The sequence below is a fragment of the Bradyrhizobium sp. CB1717 genome (genome assembly GCF_029714325.1).
Taxonomy (GTDB): domain Bacteria; phylum Pseudomonadota; class Alphaproteobacteria; order Rhizobiales; family Xanthobacteraceae; genus Bradyrhizobium.
In genome coordinates this window covers 8467339-8487540 of the sequence record NZ_CP121666.1, presented here as the reverse complement: position 1 = coordinate 8487540, position 20202 = coordinate 8467339, and the positions used below count along the sequence as shown (strand labels likewise).

The 20202-nt window shown below is 64.6% G+C and carries 23 protein-coding genes; 18 read left to right on the top strand and 5 right to left on the bottom strand.

Features of this window, described 5'->3' with window-relative positions; genetic code table 11:
* Window positions 1-6 precede the first annotated feature (6 nt).
* The 13 genes from urtD (at window position 7) to QA649_RS39370 (ending at window position 10366) form a co-directional block, all read left to right on the top strand.
* Entirely contained in the window at window positions 7-768 is a 762-nt protein-coding gene (urtD, locus tag QA649_RS39430) for an urea ABC transporter ATP-binding protein UrtD (protein ID WP_018646608.1), read from the top strand.
* A 3-nt stretch (window positions 769-771) separates the two neighbouring features.
* Complete coding sequence (gene urtE / locus QA649_RS39425; protein ID WP_283021862.1) at window positions 772-1467, top strand: urea ABC transporter ATP-binding subunit UrtE; 696 nt, start codon at window positions 772-774, stop codon at window positions 1465-1467.
* A 35-nt stretch (window positions 1468-1502) separates the two neighbouring features.
* A complete protein-coding gene (locus QA649_RS39420) occupies window positions 1503-2333 on the top strand; it encodes an urease accessory protein UreD (protein ID WP_283021861.1) in 831 nt (276 codons plus the stop codon).
* Window positions 2334-2373: 40 nt separating this feature from the next.
* Window positions 2374-2676, top strand: coding sequence for an urease subunit gamma (locus QA649_RS39415; protein WP_018646611.1), 303 nt, complete (start codon window positions 2374-2376; stop codon window positions 2674-2676).
* Between the two features lie 10 nt (window positions 2677-2686).
* Window positions 2687-2992, top strand: coding sequence for an urease subunit beta (locus tag QA649_RS39410; RefSeq protein ID WP_283021860.1), 306 nt, complete (start codon window positions 2687-2689; stop codon window positions 2990-2992).
* Window positions 2993-3084: 92 nt separating this feature from the next.
* Window positions 3085-3525 (top strand): endonuclease domain-containing protein, encoded by a 441-nt coding sequence (locus tag QA649_RS39405; RefSeq protein WP_283021859.1) that lies wholly within the window; start codon window positions 3085-3087, stop codon window positions 3523-3525.
* A 2-nt stretch (window positions 3526-3527) separates the two neighbouring features.
* Window positions 3528-4067, top strand: coding sequence for an HD domain-containing protein (locus QA649_RS39400; protein ID WP_283021858.1), 540 nt, complete (start codon window positions 3528-3530; stop codon window positions 4065-4067).
* A gap of 34 nt (window positions 4068-4101) precedes the next feature.
* Entirely contained in the window at window positions 4102-5817 is a 1716-nt protein-coding gene (ureC, locus tag QA649_RS39395; protein ID WP_283021857.1) for an urease subunit alpha, read from the top strand.
* 141 nt (window positions 5818-5958) lie between these two features.
* Window positions 5959-6258: a putative quinol monooxygenase gene (locus QA649_RS39390; RefSeq protein WP_283021856.1), complete on the top strand. Its 300-nt coding sequence runs from the start codon at window positions 5959-5961 to the stop codon at window positions 6256-6258.
* Between the two features lie 13 nt (window positions 6259-6271).
* A complete protein-coding gene (gene ureE / locus QA649_RS39385) occupies window positions 6272-6919 on the top strand; it encodes an urease accessory protein UreE (protein WP_283021855.1) in 648 nt (215 codons plus the stop codon).
* Complete coding sequence (locus QA649_RS39380; protein ID WP_349254089.1) at window positions 6900-7628, top strand: urease accessory protein UreF; 729 nt, start codon at window positions 6900-6902, stop codon at window positions 7626-7628. Before ureE ends, QA649_RS39380 begins: the two co-directional genes overlap by 20 nt.
* A 158-nt stretch (window positions 7629-7786) precedes the next feature.
* On the top strand, window positions 7787-8410 hold the full coding sequence (gene ureG, locus QA649_RS39375) for an urease accessory protein UreG (protein ID WP_283021854.1): 624 nt from the start codon (window positions 7787-7789) through the stop codon (window positions 8408-8410).
* A 300-nt stretch (window positions 8411-8710) separates the two neighbouring features.
* A complete protein-coding gene (locus tag QA649_RS39370) occupies window positions 8711-10366 on the top strand; it encodes an HWE histidine kinase domain-containing protein (protein ID WP_283021853.1) in 1656 nt (551 codons plus the stop codon).
* A gap of 1 nt (window position 10367) precedes the next feature.
* On the opposite strand, the gene QA649_RS39365 is transcribed toward QA649_RS39370, so the two are convergent.
* On the bottom strand, window positions 10368-10976 hold the full coding sequence (locus QA649_RS39365) for a TetR/AcrR family transcriptional regulator (protein WP_283026202.1): 609 nt from the start codon (window positions 10974-10976) through the stop codon (window positions 10368-10370).
* Window positions 10977-11073: 97 nt separating this feature from the next.
* Window positions 11074-12216 carry an OpgC domain-containing protein gene (locus tag QA649_RS39360; RefSeq protein WP_283021852.1) on the bottom strand — a complete coding sequence of 381 codons (1143 nt, stop codon included), beginning with the start codon at window positions 12214-12216 and terminating at the stop codon, window positions 11074-11076.
* 374 nt (window positions 12217-12590) lie between these two features.
* On the opposite strand from QA649_RS39360, the gene QA649_RS39355 reads away from it, so the two are divergent.
* Genes QA649_RS39355 through QA649_RS39345 form a run of 3 tightly spaced genes read left to right on the top strand, consistent with a single transcriptional unit; the run spans window position 12591 to window position 16327 of the window.
* Window positions 12591-14924, top strand: a complete 2334-nt coding sequence (locus QA649_RS39355) for a TonB-dependent siderophore receptor (RefSeq protein ID WP_283021851.1) — start codon at window positions 12591-12593, stop codon at window positions 14922-14924.
* A 9-nt stretch (window positions 14925-14933) separates the two neighbouring features.
* Complete coding sequence (locus tag QA649_RS39350; protein WP_283021850.1) at window positions 14934-16148, top strand: PepSY-associated TM helix domain-containing protein; 1215 nt, start codon at window positions 14934-14936, stop codon at window positions 16146-16148.
* On the top strand, window positions 16145-16327 hold the full coding sequence (locus QA649_RS39345) for a hypothetical protein (RefSeq protein WP_283021849.1): 183 nt from the start codon (window positions 16145-16147) through the stop codon (window positions 16325-16327). The genes QA649_RS39350 and QA649_RS39345 overlap by 4 nt, the downstream gene beginning before the upstream one ends.
* Before the next feature lie 11 nt (window positions 16328-16338).
* Here the strand turns inward: QA649_RS39345 and QA649_RS39340 are convergent, their stop codons facing one another.
* The 3 genes from QA649_RS39340 to QA649_RS39330 form a co-directional block, all read right to left on the bottom strand.
* Entirely contained in the window at window positions 16339-16794 is a 456-nt protein-coding gene (locus QA649_RS39340; protein WP_283021848.1) for a hypothetical protein, read from the bottom strand.
* Window positions 16795-16883: 89 nt separating this feature from the next.
* Window positions 16884-17255 carry a DUF883 family protein gene (locus tag QA649_RS39335; protein WP_283021847.1) on the bottom strand — a complete coding sequence of 124 codons (372 nt, stop codon included), beginning with the start codon at window positions 17253-17255 and terminating at the stop codon, window positions 16884-16886.
* A 79-nt stretch (window positions 17256-17334) separates the two neighbouring features.
* Window positions 17335-18447: an AI-2E family transporter gene (locus QA649_RS39330; protein WP_283021846.1), complete on the bottom strand. Its 1113-nt coding sequence runs from the start codon at window positions 18445-18447 to the stop codon at window positions 17335-17337.
* Window positions 18448-18656: 209 nt separating this feature from the next.
* Here QA649_RS39330 and QA649_RS39325 point away from each other — a divergent pair, with 209 nt between their 5' ends.
* Window positions 18657-19436: a L,D-transpeptidase gene (locus QA649_RS39325; RefSeq protein ID WP_283021845.1), complete on the top strand. Its 780-nt coding sequence runs from the start codon at window positions 18657-18659 to the stop codon at window positions 19434-19436.
* A 19-nt stretch (window positions 19437-19455) separates the two neighbouring features.
* The gene (locus QA649_RS39320) at window positions 19456-20103 is read left to right on the top strand and encodes a DUF2865 domain-containing protein (RefSeq protein WP_283021844.1); all 648 of its coding nucleotides are present in this window, start codon (window positions 19456-19458) and stop codon (window positions 20101-20103) included.
* Window positions 20104-20202 lie beyond the last annotated feature (99 nt).

Genomic DNA, 20202 nt, shown 5'->3' with positions numbered 1-20202 from the left:
GCGGTCATGAACGTCATGGACACCCGTGCGACTTCCGCGATGCTCTACCTGGACGGCGTGCACGTCTCGTTCGACGGCTTCCACGCCATCAACAATTTGTCGCTGACGCTCGAGCCCGGCGAGATGCGCGCCATCATCGGTCCGAACGGCGCCGGCAAGACCACGATGATGGACATCATCACCGGCAAGACCAAGCCCGACGAGGGCACCGTTCTGTTCGACGGCGTCACCGACCTGACGCGGCTGGACGAGACCCGCATCGCCGAGCTCGGCATCGGCCGCAAATTCCAGAAACCGACGGTGTTCGAGAGCCAGACCGTGCAGGACAATCTCCTGCTTGCGCTCAATGTCGACCACTCGGTCCGCGGCACGCTGTTCTGGCGCGGCAGCAAGGCGGAGTCCGAGCGTATCGACAAGGTGCTGGAGACGATCCGCCTCACCGAAGCCCGCAACCGTCTCGCCGGCAGTCTCAGCCATGGCCAGAAACAATGGCTCGAGATCGGCATGCTGCTGGCGCAGGATCCGAAGCTGCTGCTGGTCGACGAGCCCGTCGCGGGTATGACCGACGTCGAGACGCATCTCACCGCCGAGCTCTTGAAAGAAATCAACAAGACCCACACCGTCATGGTGGTCGAGCACGACATGACGTTCGTGCGCGAGCTCGGCGTCAAGGTCACCTGCCTGCATGAAGGTACGGTGCTCGCGGAAGGTACCATCGACCAGGTCTCGTCCAACGAGCGGGTCATCGAAGTCTATCTGGGACGCTGAGCGATGCTTGAGGTCAAGGACATCAACCTGTTCTACGGCGCGGCGCAGGCGCTGCGCGGCGTTTCGATCTCGGCCGAGCCCGGCAAGGTGACTTGCGTGCTCGGGCGCAACGGCGTCGGCAAGACCTCGCTGCTGCGCGCCATGGTCGGGCAATATCCCATCTCTTCGGGCGCGATCGTGTTCGACGGCAACGACATCGCGGGCCTCAAGCCCTATGAGCGGGCGCGCAAGGGCATCGGCTTCGTGCCGCAGGGCCGCGAGATATTCCCGCTGCTGACGGTCGAGGAGAACCTCAAGACCGGCTTCGGCCCGCTCAAGCGCGAGGACAAGCACATTCCGGACGACGTGTTCTCGCTGTTTCCGGTGCTGCAATCCATGCTCGGCCGGCGCGGCGGCGACCTCTCCGGCGGCCAGCAGCAGCAGCTCGCGATTGGCCGCGCGCTGGTGATGCGGCCAAAACTGCTCCTGCTCGACGAGCCGACCGAGGGCATCCAGCCCTCGATCATCAAGGACATCGGCCGCGCCATCTCGTACCTGCGCAACCTCGGCAACATCGCCATCGTGCTGGTCGAACAATATCTCGACTTTGCCTGCGAACTCGGCGACAGTTTCGCGGTGATGGATCGCGGCGCGGTGAAATTCACCTGCGACCGCTCCAACCTCGATCCCGGCGAAATCAGCCGCCAGATGGCGCTGTAAGCCAAAATTCCTGCCGCGACCGGCTGGGGAGACGGATGCGCAGCGAACTGTCGGCCACGTCCACGCTATTCGAAGCCAACCGTGCCCGTGGCGCGGTGCGCTTCGACGTGCATGCGCGCGACGGCGTGACGCGGCGCGGCGCCTTGCATGAATCCGGTTCGCTCCGCGTCCGCTTTCCATCGCCGGAAGATCAGGGCCTCTCCGGCGTGTTCGTCAATACGGCCGGCGGCGTTGCCGGCGGCGATCGCTTCGACATCGAGATATCGGCGGCGGATCGCGCGCGGCTGACGCTGACCACGGCGGCCGCCGAAAAGGTCTATCGCGCGCCGGGCCCGACGGCGCAGCTCAATATCTCGCTGAAGGCCGGCGCGGGCGCGCATTTGTCCTGGCTGCCGCAGGAGACCATCCTGTTCGATCGCGCGCGGGTGCAGCGCCGCTTCGACATCGAGCTCGACGAGGCGGCCTCGCTCCTGCTTTGCGAGATTGTCATATTCGGCCGCACTGCCATGGGCGAGCGGATGGAGCAGGGCGAGTTCGTCGACCGCTGGCGGATGCGCCGCGGCGGCAGACTGGTGTTCGCGGAAACCGTCCGGCTTGACGGCGATATCGGCGCAAAGCTCGCGCGATCGGCTGTGGCCAAGGGTGGCGCGGCGATCGGCACGGCGCTGATCGTGCCCGGCGATGAGGCCCTGGTCGAGCGCATCCGGGAAGCGTCGGAGTCTTTCTCCGGCGAGGTCGGAATCTCCGCGTGGAATGGCTTTGCAATGGCGCGGTTCTGTGCCCAAGATGCGGCGCGTTTGCGCGCCGACATGATGGCCGTGCTGGCGCGCACCGGCGCGGTCCTGCCGCGGCTCTGGCTGAACTGATGACTGGCTGAATTGACGTGTTGAACGGAAGAGATTTCGCATGAACCTGTCTCCCCGCGAAAAGGACAAGCTTCTGATCTCGATGGCGGCGATCGTGGCGCGCCGCAGGCTGGACCGCGGCGTCAAGCTCAACCATCCCGAGGCGATCGCGATCATCTCCGATTTCATTCTCGAAGGCGCGCGCGACGGCCGCACCGTCGCCGAGCTGATGCAATCCGGTGCGCAGGTCCTGACCCGCGACCAGGTGATGCCGGGCATCCCCGAGATGATCCACGACATCCAGGTCGAGGCGACCTTTCCCGACGGCACCAAGCTCGTCACCGTGCATGACCCGATCAGGTAGGAGCGAGAGCATGATCCCCGGCGAACTCTTCATCCAGGACGGCGAGATCGAGCTCAATGCCGGCCGCAAGACGGTGACGCTGACGGTCGCCAACACCGGTGACCGGCCGATCCAGGTCGGCTCGCACTACCATTTCTTCGAGACCAACCCCGCGCTGAAGTTCGATCGCAAGAAATCGCGCGGCATGCGCCTCGACATCGCCGCCGGCACCGCCGTCCGCTTCGAGCCCGGCCAGACCCGCGACGTCCAGCTCGTCGCGGTGGCTGGCAGGAAGATGATTTACGGTTTCCGTGGCGAGGTACAGGGCAAGCTGTGACGTAAGCCGAGATGAGAGTGGTGGTCCACAGTGAGGTGAGCGCAACTGTCTCGCTCCCTCCCCCCTTGCGGGGGAGGGTTGGGGAGGGGGGTATGCCACACGACGAGGTCTCTCAGTTTCAAAGAACTCGCGCCCGGCAATTGCGGCGCGTGATGACGCGTGCGGAGACGCTGCTCTGGCGTCATCTCAAAGCCCACCGTTTGGCTCGCCTCGGCTTTAGTCGGCAAGCTCCAATGGGCAACTACATCGCCGATTTTGTAGCCCATTCCTGCAAGCTCGTTATCGAGGTTGATGGCGAAAGTCACGATTTCGCAGAGCGCATCCGCCACGACGAGATCCGCGAGGAGTGGTTCGCCTCCCGCGGCTATCGGGTGTTGCGCTTCACCAATGACGATGTGATGAAGAACCTGGAGGGAGTGGCTCTCGCCATCCTTCAGGCAGCGGAGCTCGGAGCACCCCCCTCCCTGACCCTCCCCCGCAAGGGGGGAGGGAACGGAGAGAGCGGCGCCTCTGATGACCTGGAGGAGACATGATCATGCTCTCACCCATCCGCCTTGTCTCTGAAGCTGCCGAGCTTGCCGCGCATCGCCACAATGGAATGGCGCGCAAGGGGCGGGGGGACGAGCCTTACATCAATCACCTCGCCGAGGTCGCGAACCTGCTTGCGACCGCGACCGACGGCGCCGATGCCGAGCTGATCGCAGCCGGCTGGCTGCACGACACAATCGAGGACACCGACACCACACGCGAGGAGCTTGCGCAAAGGTTCTCCGATCGTGTTGCGTCCCTCGTCGTCGAATGCACCGACGACATGAGCCTGCCCAAGGCCGAGCGGCGGCAGAAGCAGGTCGAGGACGCTCCGCACAAATCTCCCGGCGCCAAGCTGATCAAGATCGCCGACAAGATCAGCAATATCGGCGCGCGCATTCAAACCGATCCGACCGCTGAAGAGCGCGACGACCTCGCCGACTACACCGGGTGGGCCGAGCAAGTTGTCGCTGGCTGCCGCGGCGGCAATGCGTGGCTCGATACGAAATTCGACGATGCTGTGAAAGCAGCGAGGGCTTTGCTGTGAGCAGCCAACATTTCAATCGCAAACGGGGCTTGTGATGTCCGTCAAAATAAAGCGTTCCGTCTATGCCGACATGTTCGGCCCGACCACCGGCGACAAGGTGCGGCTGGCCGATACCGATCTCATCATCGAGGTCGAGAAGGATTTCACCACTTACGGCGAGGAGGTGAAATTCGGCGGCGGCAAGGTGATCCGCGACGGCATGGGCCAGTCGCAGGTCACCAACAAGCAGGGCGCGGCCGACACGGTCATCACCAATGCGCTGATCGTCGATCACTGGGGCATCGTGAAGGCCGACGTCGCCATCAAGGACGGCATGATCTCCGCGATCGGCAAGGCCGGCAATCCCGACATCCAGCCCGGCGTCACCATCGTCATCGGACCCGGCACCGACGTGATCGCGGGCGAAGGCAAGATCCTCACGGCCGGCGGCTTCGACAGCCACATCCATTTCATCTGCCCGCAGCAGATCGAGCACGCGCTGATGTCAGGCGTCACCTCGATGCTCGGCGGCGGCACCGGTCCCTCGCACGGCACCTTCGCCACCACCTGCACGCCGGGGCCGTGGCACATGGGCCGGATGATCCAGTCGTTCGACGCCTTCCCGGTCAATCTCGGCATCTCCGGCAAGGGCAACGCCTCGCGCCCCGCCGCGCTGGTCGAGATGATCAAGGGCGGTGCCTGCGCGCTGAAGCTGCACGAGGACTGGGGCACCACGCCGGCCGCGATCGACAACTGCCTGTCGGTCGCCGACGATTACGATATCCAGGTGATGCTGCATTCCGACACGCTGAACGAATCCGGCTTCGTCGAGGACACCATCAAGGCGTTCAAGGGCCGCACCATCCACGCCTTCCACACCGAAGGCGCCGGGGGCGGTCACGCCCCTGACATCATCAAGGTCGCCGGGCTGAAGAACGTGCTGCCGTCCTCGACCAATCCGACGCGGCCCTTCACCCGCAACACCATCGACGAGCATCTCGACATGCTGATGGTGTGCCACCACCTCGATCCCTCGATTGCGGAAGATCTGGCGTTCGCGGAAAGCCGTATCCGCAAGGAGACGATCGCGGCCGAAGACATCCTGCACGATCTCGGCGCGCTCTCGATGATGTCCTCGGACTCGCAGGCCATGGGCCGCCTCGGCGAGGTCATCATTCGCACCTGGCAGACCGCCGACAAGATGAAGAAGCAGCGCGGTTCGCTGCCGCAGGACAAGGGCAAGGACAACGACAACTTCCGCGTCAAGCGCTACATCGCCAAGTACACGATCAACCCCGCGATCGCGCACGGCGTGTCGAAGCTGATCGGCTCGGTCGAGAAGGGCAAGCTCGCGGATCTCGTGCTGTGGTCGCCGGCCTTCTTCGGCGTCAAGCCGGATTGCATCGTCAAGGGCGGCACCATCGTCGCAGCGCCCATGGGCGATCCAAATGCCTCGATCCCGACGCCGCAGCCGGTGCACTATCAGCCGATGTTCGGCGCCTTCGGGAGAGCGCGTACCTCGTCCTCGGTGGTCTTCACCTCGAGGGCTGCGATCACCGGGGGTCTCGCGCGAAAGCTCGGCATCGAGAAGAAGCTCTATGCGGTCCAGAACACCCGCAGCAAGATCTCCAAGAAGAGCATGATCCACAACGACGCCACGCCCAATATCGAGGTCGATCCGGAGACCTACGAGGTTCGCGCCGACGGCGAGCTGCTCACCTGCGCGCCGGCGGAGGTGCTGCCGATGGCGCAGCGATATTTCATGTACTGAAATAGCGACTCAACGCATGTCCCTGGAATATGGCTTGAGTGCGCGTCCGGGGACGGCTTTTCCGGTTTTGCGTTCGGTCCCGCCTGGTTTAATGTCCCGCCCGGTATCTAACCCTTAGAAGAAAAGCCGGGAGGATTTCTCGTGATCTATGTCGTTGCAACCCTGACTATCAAGCCCGAGACGCGCGCCGAATTCATTGCAGGTGCCATCGCCTGCATCAAGGAGACGCGGAAGGAGCCCGGCAACATCGCCTACGACATGCATGAGAGCGTCACCGATCCCAGCAAGATGGTGTTCGTCGAGCAGTGGGAGAGTGCCGAGGCATTGGTGCCGCATCGCGCCATGGAACATATGAAGACGTTCGGCCGCATCGCGGTGAAGTGCTTCGCGGCGCCGCCGAAGATCGAAATCATCACGCCCGAGAAGGTCGAGACACGGTAAAGAGGTAAGACGCATGATCCGGGCGACGCAGGTCAGGGGACAACACCGCTTCACGGAAGCGCCAGCGGACACGGTCGTGCTCGATTTTGACGACCGGCACCGTCGCCGCATGGCAATGACGGGGACGCGCGGTCTCGAATTCCTGCTCGACCTGGAGAACGCCGTCGCGCTGCGCGGCGGCGATGCGCTGGTGCTGGAGGACGGAAGGCTGGTCGAGGTGGTCGCGGCTCCGGAGCCGCTGCTCGAGATCCGCGGCCGCGATCCGCACCACCTCATCCGCGTCGGCTGGCATCTCGGCAACCGCCACCTGCCGACGCAGATCATGGCCAAGAGCCTGCGCATCCGCCGCGACCACGTCATCGAGGCCATGGTCAAGGGCCTCGGTGCGCGCGTGATCGAGATCGAGGCGCCGTTCGATCCCGAAGGCGGCGCCTATGCGGACGCCGGTCACGCGCATGGGCACGACGACCATGCGCACCACGATCACGGCCATCATCATCACGATCATGGTCACGATCACCATGATCATCACGGCCATGACCACCATCATCATGACCATGCCGCGCATGATCATGGCCACGAGCACCACCATCACCACGACGAGCATTGCGACCATCCAGACCATCACCACGGCCACAAGCATGCTCATGACCACAAATGAGCCTGTCGGTGCCGGTGACCTCGCCGGGCGCGAGGCGGCGGCGCTGTACCGGTTGATGACCTGGCTGTCGCCGGCGTTCCCCGTCGGCGGTTTCTCCTATTCCAGCGGCATCGAATGGGCGGTCGAAGCGGGCGACATCGTCGACGTCGCGACGCTGGCCGACTGGCTCGATGCGACGCTCGGCGACGGCTCGGGCTTTTGCGATGCGGTCTTCCTGGTCCAGGCCTATCGCGCCACCGAGGCGGGCGAGGAGACCTCCTTGCGCGACATCGCGGAACTCGCGAGCGCCTTCGTGCCGTCGCGCGAGCGGCAACTCGAGACTGTCTCGCAGGGCCGCGCCTTCATCGATATCTCCCGCGCCGCGTGGGATGCGGAAGGCCTGGATGCCATGGTTGCGGCATGCAGCACGCCACTGGTCTATCCCGTCGCCGTCGGTGTAGTTGCCGCAATGCACGGCGTGCCGCTGGCACCGACGCTGCACGCCTTCCTGCATGCGCTGGTCTCGAACTGGATCTCGGCGGCCAGCCGCCTCATTCCGCTCGGCCAGACCGACAGCCAACGCGTGCTGGTGAGGCTGGAAGCGGCGGTGGCCGCCACCGCCAGCCGTGCGCTGACTGCAGCATTGGACGATCTCGGCAGCGCCACCTTCCGCGCCGATCTCGCCAGCCTGCGGCACGAGACGCAGTATACGCGGTTGTTCAGGTCATGAGTGCTAGGCTCTCAGCGTCGTCCCGGCGAAGGCCGGGACCCATAACCACAAATGGTCGTGGTTATGAAAGGCTGTGGCCGCAGTCCGCTGCATCAACCGAATTCGGTGGCTATGGGTCCCGGCCTTCGCCGGGACGACGCTAGGAAAGAGCAGACGACATGTCGAAATCTCACGGCCCTCTGCGTGTCGGCGTTGGCGGCCCGGTCGGGTCAGGCAAGACCGCGCTGATGGACCTGCTCTGCAAGACCATGCGCGAGCGCTATGACATCGCCGCGATCACCAACGACATCTACACCAAATGGGATGCGGAATTCCTGGTGCGGTCGGGCTCGCTGACGCCGGATCGCATCGCCGGCGTCGAGACCGGCGGCTGCCCGCACACGGCGATCCGCGAGGACGCCTCGATGAACCTCGCAGCGGTCGCGGACATGCGCGCGAAATTCCCGGGCCTCGATCTCGTGCTGATCGAGTCCGGCGGCGACAATCTCGCTGCCACTTTTTCCCCGGAGCTTGCCGACCTCACCATCTACGTCATCGACGTCGCCGCCGGCGACAAGATCCCGTCCAAGGGCGGCCCCGGCATCACCCGGTCCGACCTGCTGGTCATCAACAAGATCGATCTTGCGCCCCATGTCGGCGCCTCCCTCGAGAAGATGGAGACGGACGCAAGGCGCATGCGCGGTGAGCGCCCCTTCGTCATGACCAACCTGAAGAAGAGCGAGGGGCTAGACCGCATCGTCGGCTTTATCGAGGCCAAAGGCGGGCTGAAACGGGCTGGCTGACCCGACGCGACGACTTGGCGCAGGTGGTTTTCGTCGTTAACGCCTGGGCAGGGCCGCGCCTTGCGGAACAAATTTCGGACACGGCGATTGAATACCTCCGGTGCCCGGGGCAATTCCATCCCCGGCCGGACCCTCGGCCGGGCGGATTAAGCTTTCCAGGCGACCCAAGTTGCGTACTGATGCCTCCTCCTCCATTATCTGCGCCATTGGGGTTCACCCTGTTTCGGCACATGGCCGTTCGAGCGGCGTTCATATGCTCCGTGTTTATTGCCGACCTCCCGCTTCCGTCTGAGTAGTCGCGTGGTCCGGCTGGGTTTCATTATCGGCTTCATCGCTCTGCTCGGAGCCTTGCTTTCCGGGCTTGCGGCCTATCGCGTCCACGACCAGGAGCTGGCGCTGGACCGGATCGCGCTCGCGCGTGCGATCGACGTCCATGCCAGCCTGGTTCAGGACCGGCTCACCGAGCGCGAGCTGCTCGCGCGCGTCGCCTCAGGCCTGTTCCGTGCGCCGTCGGTGCTCAAGCCCAATATGCTGGAGCCGCTGCGCTCGGCGATCTACGCGTTCAAGACTGACTTCGTGGTGGCCGGCTGGGTTGCCCGGCTTCAGCCGAACGAGCTCGCGGCGGCGCAGGCGGCGATCGCGGCGGCCGGATTCCCGAAGCCCCAGATCCGTGACTACAGTGATAAGCCCATCGCCCCCGCGAGCCTCACCCATCCGATCGACGTGCTGATGGACCTCGAGCCGCGCAGTGACGAGACCAAGGCGCTGCCTGGCCGCAGCTATGACCAGGATCCGGTGCGCAGCGCGATGCTCGCCCGGGCCAGGATCGAGAAGCGATCGGTTGCTTCCGATCCGGTGCCGCTGTTGCGCGGGAACGGCCCGATCGGCATCATTGTGGCTGCTCCCGTGGTTCCCGAGGGGGCAACGGAGCCGGCCGGTTTCGTCACGTTCTCCTACGAGCTTGCCACACTGATGCTGACCAACGACGACATGTCGTTGTTCTCGGTTGCACTCAAGGATCCGCGCAAGGAAGGCGGCGAGCTCGTCGCCAACGACCAGGGCATTGTCTCCACGCGCATGGGCGCGGACGGTCCGGCGCCATCGGCGACGCGCACGATGAGCTTCGGCGGCCGCGACTGGCAGCTCAGCTACTACGCGAAGACCAATTCGGCGCGCCGCGCCGAGCAGACCGCGATCATCGTGGCGGCGATCGGTTTTGCCATCACCGCGATGGTGTGCGGCCTGTTCGGCTATGTCGCCTACAACAATCTGCGGCTCAGCCGGGAGATCCAGGTGCGGATCGGCTTCGAACGCCGCCTGACCGCGGTCATCGACGAGCTGAACCACCGCGTGAAGAACATCCTGGCTGTGATCCAGTCGATCGTGACGCGCACGCTGCGCCACGGCTCGGACATCGACGTCGCGCGCGAGCTCCTGATCGGCCGCATCCACGCCATGTCCAACGTGGTCTCGCTGCTCAGCGAGAGCCAGTGGCAGGGCGTCAAGCTGAAGGGCCTGTTCGAGGCGCGCGCGATTCCGCATGCCGATCGCATCGCCGTGACCGGCCCCGACATCGCGGTCAGCGCGCGCGCCGCGCAGAGCCTGTCGCTGCTGTTCTTCGAGCTCGCCTCGCATTCCGACGAGGGCCTGTCGCTGGTCGGCAAGCATCCGCACATCACCGCCAACTGGACGGTGACCGGCGAAGCGCCCGAAGAGGTCTTCCATTTCCGCTGGGAGGAGTTCAACACCAGCGAGGCGACGCGCCGGCCCGATTCCGACTTCGGCCTGATCCTGCTGGACCGCGTCGCGCCCGAGGCGCTGGGGGGCACCGCCAAGCGCTTCTTCACCGACGTCTCCTACGTCTATGAACTGACCGCGCCGATGGAGACGGTGGTCGACATGACCGAGCGCGACCGCACGGACAAGATCTCGGCGCCGGTGCGCCCCGTGCGCTGATCTAGTCCTTCGGCCGCAACACCAGATCGACCAGATTGCGCGCGTAGCCCGGTGTGATCGGCGCGATGCCGAAGATGTAGCGGTAGAACAGGCTGCCATAGATCGCGTCGTAGAGATCTTCAGCGAGCCCCCCGGCCAGAATGCTGCCGTCCTGCTGGCCCGCGGCGATCATGTCCACCAGCGCGTCGCGGCGGAATTGTAAGTAGCGGGCGTAGAACAGCTCCGCCGAGCCGGTCTTGGAGATGCATTCGGAGATGACGGCGAGCTGGACCTTGCCGAACTCGCCCTGCAGCGCCTCGGCATAGGCGGCGGCGTGGCGGCGCGCGCGCGCCGCGGGCGTACCGGCGCTCGCGGGCGGCAGCGGCAGCATCTGCGCGGCATGGTGGAGGAAGGCGTCGATCAGCAGCGCTTCCCGCGACGGCCACCATTTGTAGATCGTCATCTTGGACACGCTGGAGTGGCGTGCGATCGCATCGATCGTGGTCGTGGCAAGGCCCGTGGCCGCCATCAGCGCATAGGCGCTTTCGAGGATGGCGTTGGTGGTCTCGATCGACCTTGGCCGGCCGCGCCGGGGCGCGCTCTCCGCCTCTTCACCCCCGCCTTTCGCCATCGCCACGCCGGTCTCCTCACGCAGAGTCCCGGCATAGCGCAGCGGCCGCTTTCGGCCTAGCAGAATCGCACGATTTTGTTGTCGGAGCGATTTAGCTTTAGGCCTGGTGCCGCAGGGCTGCCGGCAGATCCTGCCGTTTCGACCATGCGATGTAATAGGCGAGCCCGGTCATCGCGGCGAAGCCGGTGATGCTCACCGCGACCTGCATCACTACCAGGTTCGGCCCGGTGATCAGGATGAGGTGGCCGGCGAAGGACAGGAACACGGCGACGCAGAACACCGCGAGCCATTCCTCGCCGCATGCGATCACCGCCTGTAGCGGCCTCCATTTCAGGCCGGGATGATCGGCCGGAATGAGATGGGTCGCAATGAGCGCGAGGGCGAGGAAGTGGAGCACGCGATAGGGCGCGAGGTTTTCCTTGTCGGTTGGTGCGATGCTGTTGAGGAACAGATCGGGCAGGTAGGTGGACAGCGTCGGCGAGTGGCGCATCAGGGTGACTGCCATCGCGAAGACCAGATAGGCGCCTGCGAGGATCCGCAGCCAGGACATGCCGCGCAGCGCACGCCCCGGCGCGCCTGTGACGGCGAACCAGCCGCCCAGCACCATCAGCATCTGCCAGCACAGCGGATTGAAGGTCCATTCCTGGTCCGGGTAGACCCGGAAATTCCAGTCGAACCAGCGCGCGGCGACGTACAGCGCGACCGATGCCGCCAGCGTCAGGTTCGGCCATCGCAGCAGCCCCCACAGCACGAGCGGAAAGAACGCCATCAGTGGGATCATCAGTTGCAGCAGGTCGAGGTTCAGCGGCTCTTCCTGGAGCACGAGGCCACGGATCAGGATGCGCAGCGGGTGCTCGAGAATTCCCGAGATGTTGTATTCGTGGATGATCTCCGGTGCCATCGATTGCGAGGCGACATAGGCGATGGTGTCGATATAAATCACGAACAGCACGACATAGGCGGCGTAGAGTCGCCAGACGCGACGGAAGATGCGCGTTGCAGCGACCACGTAGCCGCGCTCCAGTGCCATCCTGCCGTGGATGATGGCAACGCCATAGCCCACCACGAACACGAACAGATCGGCGGCGCCGCTGAAGCCGAAGTTGCGCAGCGTCAGCAGGTTGACGACGTTGTTCGGAATATGGTCGACGAACACCGACCAATTGGCGATGCCGAGCGTCAGATAGAGTCTGGCGTCGTGCTGAAATGCGGCGAGGTTCGCCTTGACGGACGGTTTCATTGAGTAAAATAGCTTTGAGAATCAGGGTGATGTTTTTACCGGCAACCGCCTGCCTATCCGAGTAGCGTTTGCGTGAGTGGGGCGGTTTGTCCCGATTGATGCAAAATTGCGCAGGATCTGCCGCTGCATTTGCAGGTCTGCGTTGAACCCGTCTCGGTCGCAACTTTTGCAAAGCGACAATCCGCCTGCGGTCGCGGCAGGCATCGGTCGCTCCCGGTACTGCACCGTTCTGCTCCCGGTTGCAGTGACTCTGTAGTCTGGAAATAGAAAACCTCCAGGCTGGAAACCTTTCACCCCGCAACGTCGAACCGCTGCGCTAACTCCTTGTTCCGGCTGGCTGCATTGCGCAGTCGTTGGAAGTTGGGGAAGTTGCAGTGGGCGTTTTGGAAGTGAGGCGCTGGCGGCTCATGGGGGCCGTCAGCTCGGTTGTCTTGATTGTTGTTACGGGAGGGGCGGCGGCCCAATCGTCGACCTCGGGTGCGTCCGCGGGGGCGGGGACCGAGCTTGGAACGGTCGTCGTCCAGGCAAGCGAGGCTCGCAAGCGCACCAGCGCACCGTCCTCGCGTAGCCGCAGTGCGGCCCGCGCGCGCGCGGTCTCGCGCGGCAATGCGCCCGCTGGCGCTGCCGCGGCAGCCGCCGCCGGCGCCGGAGCGGGGGGAGGCCACAAGGAATCGGCATTCGGCCATGTCGACGGCGTGGTCGCGACAAGGAGCGCGACCGGCACAAAGACCGACGCGCCGCTGATCGAGACGCCGGTCGCGATCTCCGTCGTGACGCAGGACCAGATCCAGGCCCAGGGCGCGCAGAGCATTGCGCAGGCGGTACGCTATACGTCGGGCGTGAGGAGCGAAAATCTCGGGGCCGACGCGCGCTTCGACAATATCTACATTCGCGGCTTCCTGGCCGACCAATATCTGGACTCGCTGCGGCTGCTGAATTTTGGCGTCTTCGCCTATCCGATCGTCGAGCCCTTCAATCTCGAGCGCGTCGAGATCCTGCATGGTCCGGCCTCCGTTCTCTACGGTCAGTCGTCGCCGGGCGGCATCGTCGATCTCGTCTCCAAGCGTCCGACGCTGGAGCCCTATCACGAGATGTTCGTGTCGACCGGCAGCTACGGCCGCGTCCAGGCGGGCGTCGACCTGTCCGGTCCAATCGACAAGAACAAGGAGTTTCTCTACCGCTTCACCGCGTCCGGCTTCGATGTGGGCAGCCAGGTCGATCACGCCGACTATCAGCGCATCTCGATCGCGCCGTCGCTGACCTGGCGGCCGGACAACCAGACCACGCTGACGGTGCTCGGCACCTATCAACGCGATCCCAAGGCCGGCTTCTACAACCAGCTTCTGCCGAGCGGCATCGGCACCATCACGCCCTACAAGGGCAGCTATATCCCGACGAGCTTCTATTCCGGCGAGCCGAATTTCGACAAGACCGACCGCACAGTCGGCACAGTCGGCTATTTGCTCGAACACAGCTTCAACAATAACGTCAAGGTGCGACAGAACCTGCGTTACATGGATCTCAGCACTGATTTCGCGGTGGTGTCCCCCAACGGCAGCCAGACAGATCCGACCAATCTCAAGCGTGCGGCCTTCACGACGCTGGAATCGATCCGCTCGATCAACGTCGACAACCAGCTCGAGACCAGATTCAATGCCGGTCCGTTCGAGCACATCGTGCTCGCGGGTCTTGACTACACCAACGCCGTCGACAAGCGGCTCAACGGCCAGCTCCTGGTCGCGCCGCCGATCAACGCGTTCAATCCGGTCTATGGCGTGCCGTTCGGTCCGGTGCCCAATACGACGAATGTCCGGCAGACAATCGATCAACTCGGTGTCTACGCGCAGGATCAGATCAAATTCGACCGCTGGGTCGCGCTGCTCGGTATCCGTCATGATCGGGCGCAGTCCAGCACCGATACGCTGACCTACGCGAACGGGACCACCTCGACCGCGCCAAAGTCCGACACGGCGGTCACCAAGCGCGGTGCGCTGCTCTACAAGTTCGACAACGGGATCGCGCCCTACATCCAGTACACCGAGTCGTTCCAGCCGACTGCCGGCACCGATGCTCTTCTCCGTCCGTTCTCGCCGACAACCGGCAAGCAGGAAGAAGTGGGCATCAAGTACCAGCCAAACGCAAACTCGCTCTACACGCTCGCCGCGTTCAACCTGATCCAGCAGAACGTGCTGACGCCGGATACGGATCCCACTCATCCTCCCGGCTCGCGTGTTCAGACCGGCGAAATCCGTTCGCGCGGCATCGAGCTGGAGGCCAAGACCGAGATCAGCCGTGAGCTGACCGTGCTGGCGTCCTACACCTATCTCGACAACATCGTGACGCGGACCAACACGCCGAGCCAGCTCGGCAAGCATCCGGTCATCGCCCCGATGAACTCGGCATCGGCTTGGGTCGATTACACCTTCCATGGCGGCCCGCTCGACGGCTTCGGTCTGTCCGGCGGCGTGCGCTATATCGGCGAGACGGCAGGTAACACAGCAAACACTTTCTATGTCCCGGACGTCACGTTGTTCGATGCGGCGATTCACTATGACTTCTCCGCACTGGGGCCGATGTTCAAGGGTTATTCGGCGCAGGTCAACGCCACGAACATCTTCGACAAGACCTATGTGACGCTTTGCCAGGACATCGGCTGCTATTACGGCCTCCGTCGTAACGTGATTGCGACGCTGCGCTACCACTGGTAGAGGAACGGCATGACCGAACAGGCGATCTCCAGGGAACGTGTCTATGAGCGAACGCCCGCGCTGCGGCGCTGGCTGTTCGTGCATAAATGGTCGAGCCTGATCTGCACGCTGTTCCTGCTGCTGATCTGCATCACCGGCCTGCCGCTGGTGTTGCGCGACGAGATCGACGGCCTGCTCGACGACGCCTTGCCCTATGCGCAGGTCGCCGAGGGCACGCCCAATGTCAGCCTTGACCGGGTGGTCGGGGCCAGCCGGAAGCTGTATCCCGGCGAGACCATCCTCTCGGTGTTCGTCGACGATGACGAGCCCAAGATCATGGTGTTCATGGCGAGCTCCTGGGAGGCCTTCAAGGCCAACCGCAGGTCGCTGCACTCGATCCGGTTCGACGCCCACACCGGCGATGTGCTGAAGCAGACCAAACCGTTCGGGGAGGACGGGCTGACATTCCTGCAATTGATGCTGTCGCTGCACCGCGACCTGTTCGCAGGGCTTGCGGGCGAATTGTTCCTCGGCGCGATGGCGCTTCTGTTCATCGCAGCGATCGTCTCCGGCATCGCGATCTACGGGCCCTTCATGCGCAAGCTGGATTTCGGCACCGTGCGCGCGGCGAGGTCGCCACGGCTGAAATGGCTCGACCTGCATAACCTGCTCGGCGTCGTCACCGTCGGCTGGGCGCTGGTGGTCGGCACCACCGGCGTGATCAACGAGCTCTCGACGCCGCTGTTCGCGCTGTGGCAGCAGACCGACGTCCGCGCGATGCTGGCGCCGCTGCAGGGCAAGCCGGTGCCGCACACGTCGGAGCTGTCCTCGCCGCAGGCGGCCTATGACACGGTGAAGGCGGCCTTCCCCGACATGACCGCGACCAGCGTCGTGTATCCCGGCTCGCCGTTCGGTTCGCCCTTCCACTACGTGGTCTGGACCAAGGGCAAGGAGCCGCTGACCTCGCGCCTGTTCAGCCCGGTGCTGGTCGATGCGAGAAGCGGAGCGCTGGTGTCCGCGGTCACCATGCCCTGGTACCTTCGCGCGCTGGAACTGTCGCGCCCGCTGCATTTCGGCGACTATGGCGGCATGCCGCTGAAGATCATCTGGGTGGTGCTGGACCTCGTGACGATCTTCGTGCTCGGCAGCGGGCTCTATCTCTGGCTTGCGCGGCCGCAGGCCGCGAAGACGCAACAGCGGCCCGCCGCGACCCTGCCGCTGTCGTCGCCGGGAGCAGCAGAATGACGGCCCGCCGCTCGCTCAACCTGATCTGGCGCTGGCCTGCGTTGCTCGCGGCCCTGAGCATTTTCGGCCTGTTCGCGGCGTTGATTGGTCAGACCGGAATTTGGCTGCCGCTGTCCTGGGGCGCGTTGACCATTCCGCTCGCGGTGGCCGCGATCTGTATCGTCCGCAGCCGCGGCTGAGATGCCGGCCGTTACTCGGCGGGCTCTGCCGATGCTTCGTCGGGGACGCCGGCGCGGCTCGCCATGATTCCCAGCGCAACGCCGCCGATGGCCAGGATCGGCAACAGCCGCTTGACCCCGATGGCACGGACGATCTGCAGCCCGGTGGCGAGCAGCATGGGGTCGGCGAGCATGCTCTGGACCGTCGACTTCGCGGCGCGCTCGGCCGCGATGCGGGCCTCCTTGCGCAATTGCCGTCTGTACGCCCAGTAGCTCACCGCGACGGTCAAGGTCAGCAGAAAGAAGACGCCGGCACCGGTGAGGCAGGCCTGCACCGGACCGTATTTTTCGAGCACCGCGATGAAGGCCGCGGCGCAGAGGAAGCATGTCGTGATGAACAACGCGAATGCGGCGCCCGCGGCAAGCGACGTCAGCCGGACCGTCGTGCCGGTCGATGCACTGATGCCGTCGATGATGCGCTGGAACATGGCCTTGCTCCTCGGATCCCCACAAGCCTGGATGTCACAAGCCGGCCTTGGCGGCGCGGCGGCGCCGCCTCAACGTTGGCCGGGCATCCTTACCGGCGCCAGGCGATGCCGATCAGGAAGCCGATGCCGAGCGCGAGCCCGACGGTCGCCAGCGGCCGCTGCGTGATCGCCTCTTCCAGCGTCTCCTCGATCGATCCATAGGCATCCTGCGCTGCGCCCATCATGGCGCTGCTGCGCTCCGACATGTCGTCGATCGCGGAATCCATGTTCTCGCGCGCCTGGCGATAGCCCCGCCTGGCCTGCTTGCTGGTGGAATTGGCAAAGGTATTGAGCGCGTCGGTGATCTGGTCGGTGAGGGCGGCGATATCGCTTTTCACGGCTGCTACATCCTTCTCGAGGCGTTCTCTGGAGGCTTTGTCGGTCCAGTCGCTCATTCCGGCTTCGGCACTGGTCGTTGACATCAGGAAGCTCCGAACTGTTTGCGGCTGAGATAGCCGGAAAACGTTTCGTCGTCGGGTAAGTTCCGATTGCGGAAACCGGTTACTCCTGCGGCAGCTGCGGCGCATCCTCCGGCAAAAGATGTTCCTTCAGGATCAGCCCGACGATGAGTAGCGGCGACGACAGGAAGGCACCCATCGGCCCCCACAACCAGGTCCAGAACGCCAGCGCCAGCAGCACCGCCAGCGCATTCAGCGCCAGGCGGCGGCCGATGATGGTCGGCGTGACGAAATGTCCCTCCAGGAAGGTGATGCCGCCGAAGGCGATGGCGGCAGCCAGGCCGCCGCCGATGGTCGGGAAGGCGACGAGGCCCACCACGACCAATATGGCGAACATCGCAATCGGCCCGATGATCGGGATGAAGTTGAGGGTTGCGGCAAGTGCGCCCAGGCCGGCCGGGTTGGGCATGCCGGTCAGGGCGCAGACCAATCCGGCGGCAATGCCCACGCCGATATTGATGACGGTCACCGTCAGCAGGTAACTGCCGAGATGGACCTCGATCTCGTTGAGAATGCGCAGCGTGCGCAGCCGCGCATCGCGGTCGCTGAACGTCATGATCAACGCCCGCCGCAGATCGCGCCAGCTCGCGATGAACAGGATCAGCGTGACGAAGAACAGCAGGAATTCGGTGAAGGTGGGCGAGAGGAATTCCAGCGTCGGCTGCACCCATTCGAATTTCGGCAGCTGGAAGCTCGGCAGCCCCTCCGAGCCGCCGACCATGGCTTGCAGCTCGCGCCACAGCATCAGCGGCCGGTCGAACACGTGCAGCTTGTCTTTCAACTGCGCGCCGAGCTCGGGCAGGCGCGAGCTCCACTCCATCACGGGCGAGGCGATCAGCGCGACGACGAAGGTCACCACGGCGGTCACGGCAATCACGATCAGGACTGCGCCCAGCCCGCGCGGCACCTTGCGGTTTTCCAGGAAGGTCGCAGCCGGGGACAGCATCGTGCCGACGACAAAGGCCATCACCACGGGGAGGAAGAACGCCCTTGCAACGTAGAGCACCGCGACCACTGCGATCAGCAGCAGGCCGGCGATCGCGAAGGCGACGAACTCGGTGCGGCGGATGACTGGCGGCAGGTCAGCATGGCTGCCGGGGAGCGGCTCACCTTCGCCGCCGCCGGGAATCAGACGTTCACTGGGAAGGACGCGCACAATACCCTCTCCCGCACGGAAAGCTTCCGCGCGCCCATTGATGACGTCACAACGTCCGAGGCGGCGCCGGGGTTCCATCGCGGCTTCGTGAAGCTGCGCTCGCTTGACTGTGACGTCGCCGCCGCATCGAGAGGCGGAACCTGAGTCGGCTCGGCTGCGTTTGTTGGCAAGCCGCATCACCCTGATGCGCACATCCAACGGGGCAGCTCATGACAATGGTCTCTCCAGCCCGCCGCTTCTCGCCGCGCGCCGCCACCGCTTTTGCCTTCGCCGCACTGCTTGTCGCCCCCTTCGGAGCCGCGAGCGCGCAAACGCTCGGCTATGTCCCGATGCAGCCGCAAGCCTATCCGCAAGCTCAGATCTATTCGCACGGCTATGTGAACGACGAGGCGCAGGCGACCGATGAGGATGCCCGGCTTCCCGACCGGCTGCGCAGGCAGATCGTCAGTTTTGACCGCAGCGAGCCGGCCGGCACCATCGTGATCGATACCGGCAATACATACCTCTATTACGTGCTCGGCAATGGCCGGGCCATCCGCTATGGCGTCGGCGTCGGCCGCGAGGGTTTTACCTGGTCGGGCGTCCAGAACATCAGCCGCAAGGCGGAATGGCCGGACTGGCATCCACCCGCCGAGATGATCGCGCGCCAGCCTTACCTGCCGCGCTTCGTCGCCGGCGGCCCCGGCAATCCGCTCGGCGCGCGCGCGATGTATCTGGGATCGAGTGAGTATCGCATCCACGGCACCAACGATCCCACCACCATCGGCAAGTTCGTCTCCTCCGGCTGCATCCGCATGACCAACGAGGACGTCACCGACCTGTTCAGCCGCGTCAATGTCGGCGCCAAGGTCGTCGTGCTGCCGAAGAACGCCCCGCTGATGGCGAAGGGCGGCGACAAGGGAAGTGATTCCTGGCGCAGGCGCCCCGCGGCGACGACGGTGCCGTCGGGCCGGCAGGCCTTGAACATCTCCCCGTCTGCCGTGAACTGAAGAGTTTGAGTGAGGTGATATGAAGAGACGCCTGATTGGCAAGCTGGCTGGCGGTGCGGCAGTTCTGGTCGCTATCTCGGCCGGTCCGGGATTGGCGCCGTCCGCGCATGCGGAAGATTTTTTCTCGGCACTGTTCGGCGCGTTCGGAGCGCGGCCTCCACAGATCCGCACTCCGTTCCCGAATGACGACATGCCGCGCTACGATGCGCCGCGGCAGCGGGCTGCCTATGGCGGCGGCACGGCCTACTGTGTGCGCGGCTGCGACGGTCGCTATTTCCCTGCGCAGGGGAGTGACGCCGAGAGCAAGGCGCAATCCTGCAAGAGCTTCTGTCCGACTTCCGAAACTTCGCTGGTTTATGGCAGCAACATCGACGACGCCACGAACGAGAGCGGGAAATCCTACTCCGACCTGCCGAACGCGTTCCGCTACCGCAACGAGATCGTTGCGGGCTGCACCTGCAACGGCAAGGATCCGGTGGGGCTTGCCCAGGTCAAGGTCGAGGACGACCCCACCTTGCGCAAGGGTGACATCGTTGCGGGAGCGGGCGGTCTGGTCGTTGCGAACCGCAACGCCAACGACCGCCGCGGCGTCGCGATGAATTTCTCGCCGCTGCCGGATTCGGTCCGGGCCAAATTCCGCCAGGTGCCGGTGGTGGCGAAGGAGTAGGGTTTCCCCACGTCGTCCTGGCGAAAGCCAGGACCCATTACCCCGAATGTGAGTTTGGCGGCACGCAGATAACCACCAGCCTGCCCATTGCAGAGGCCG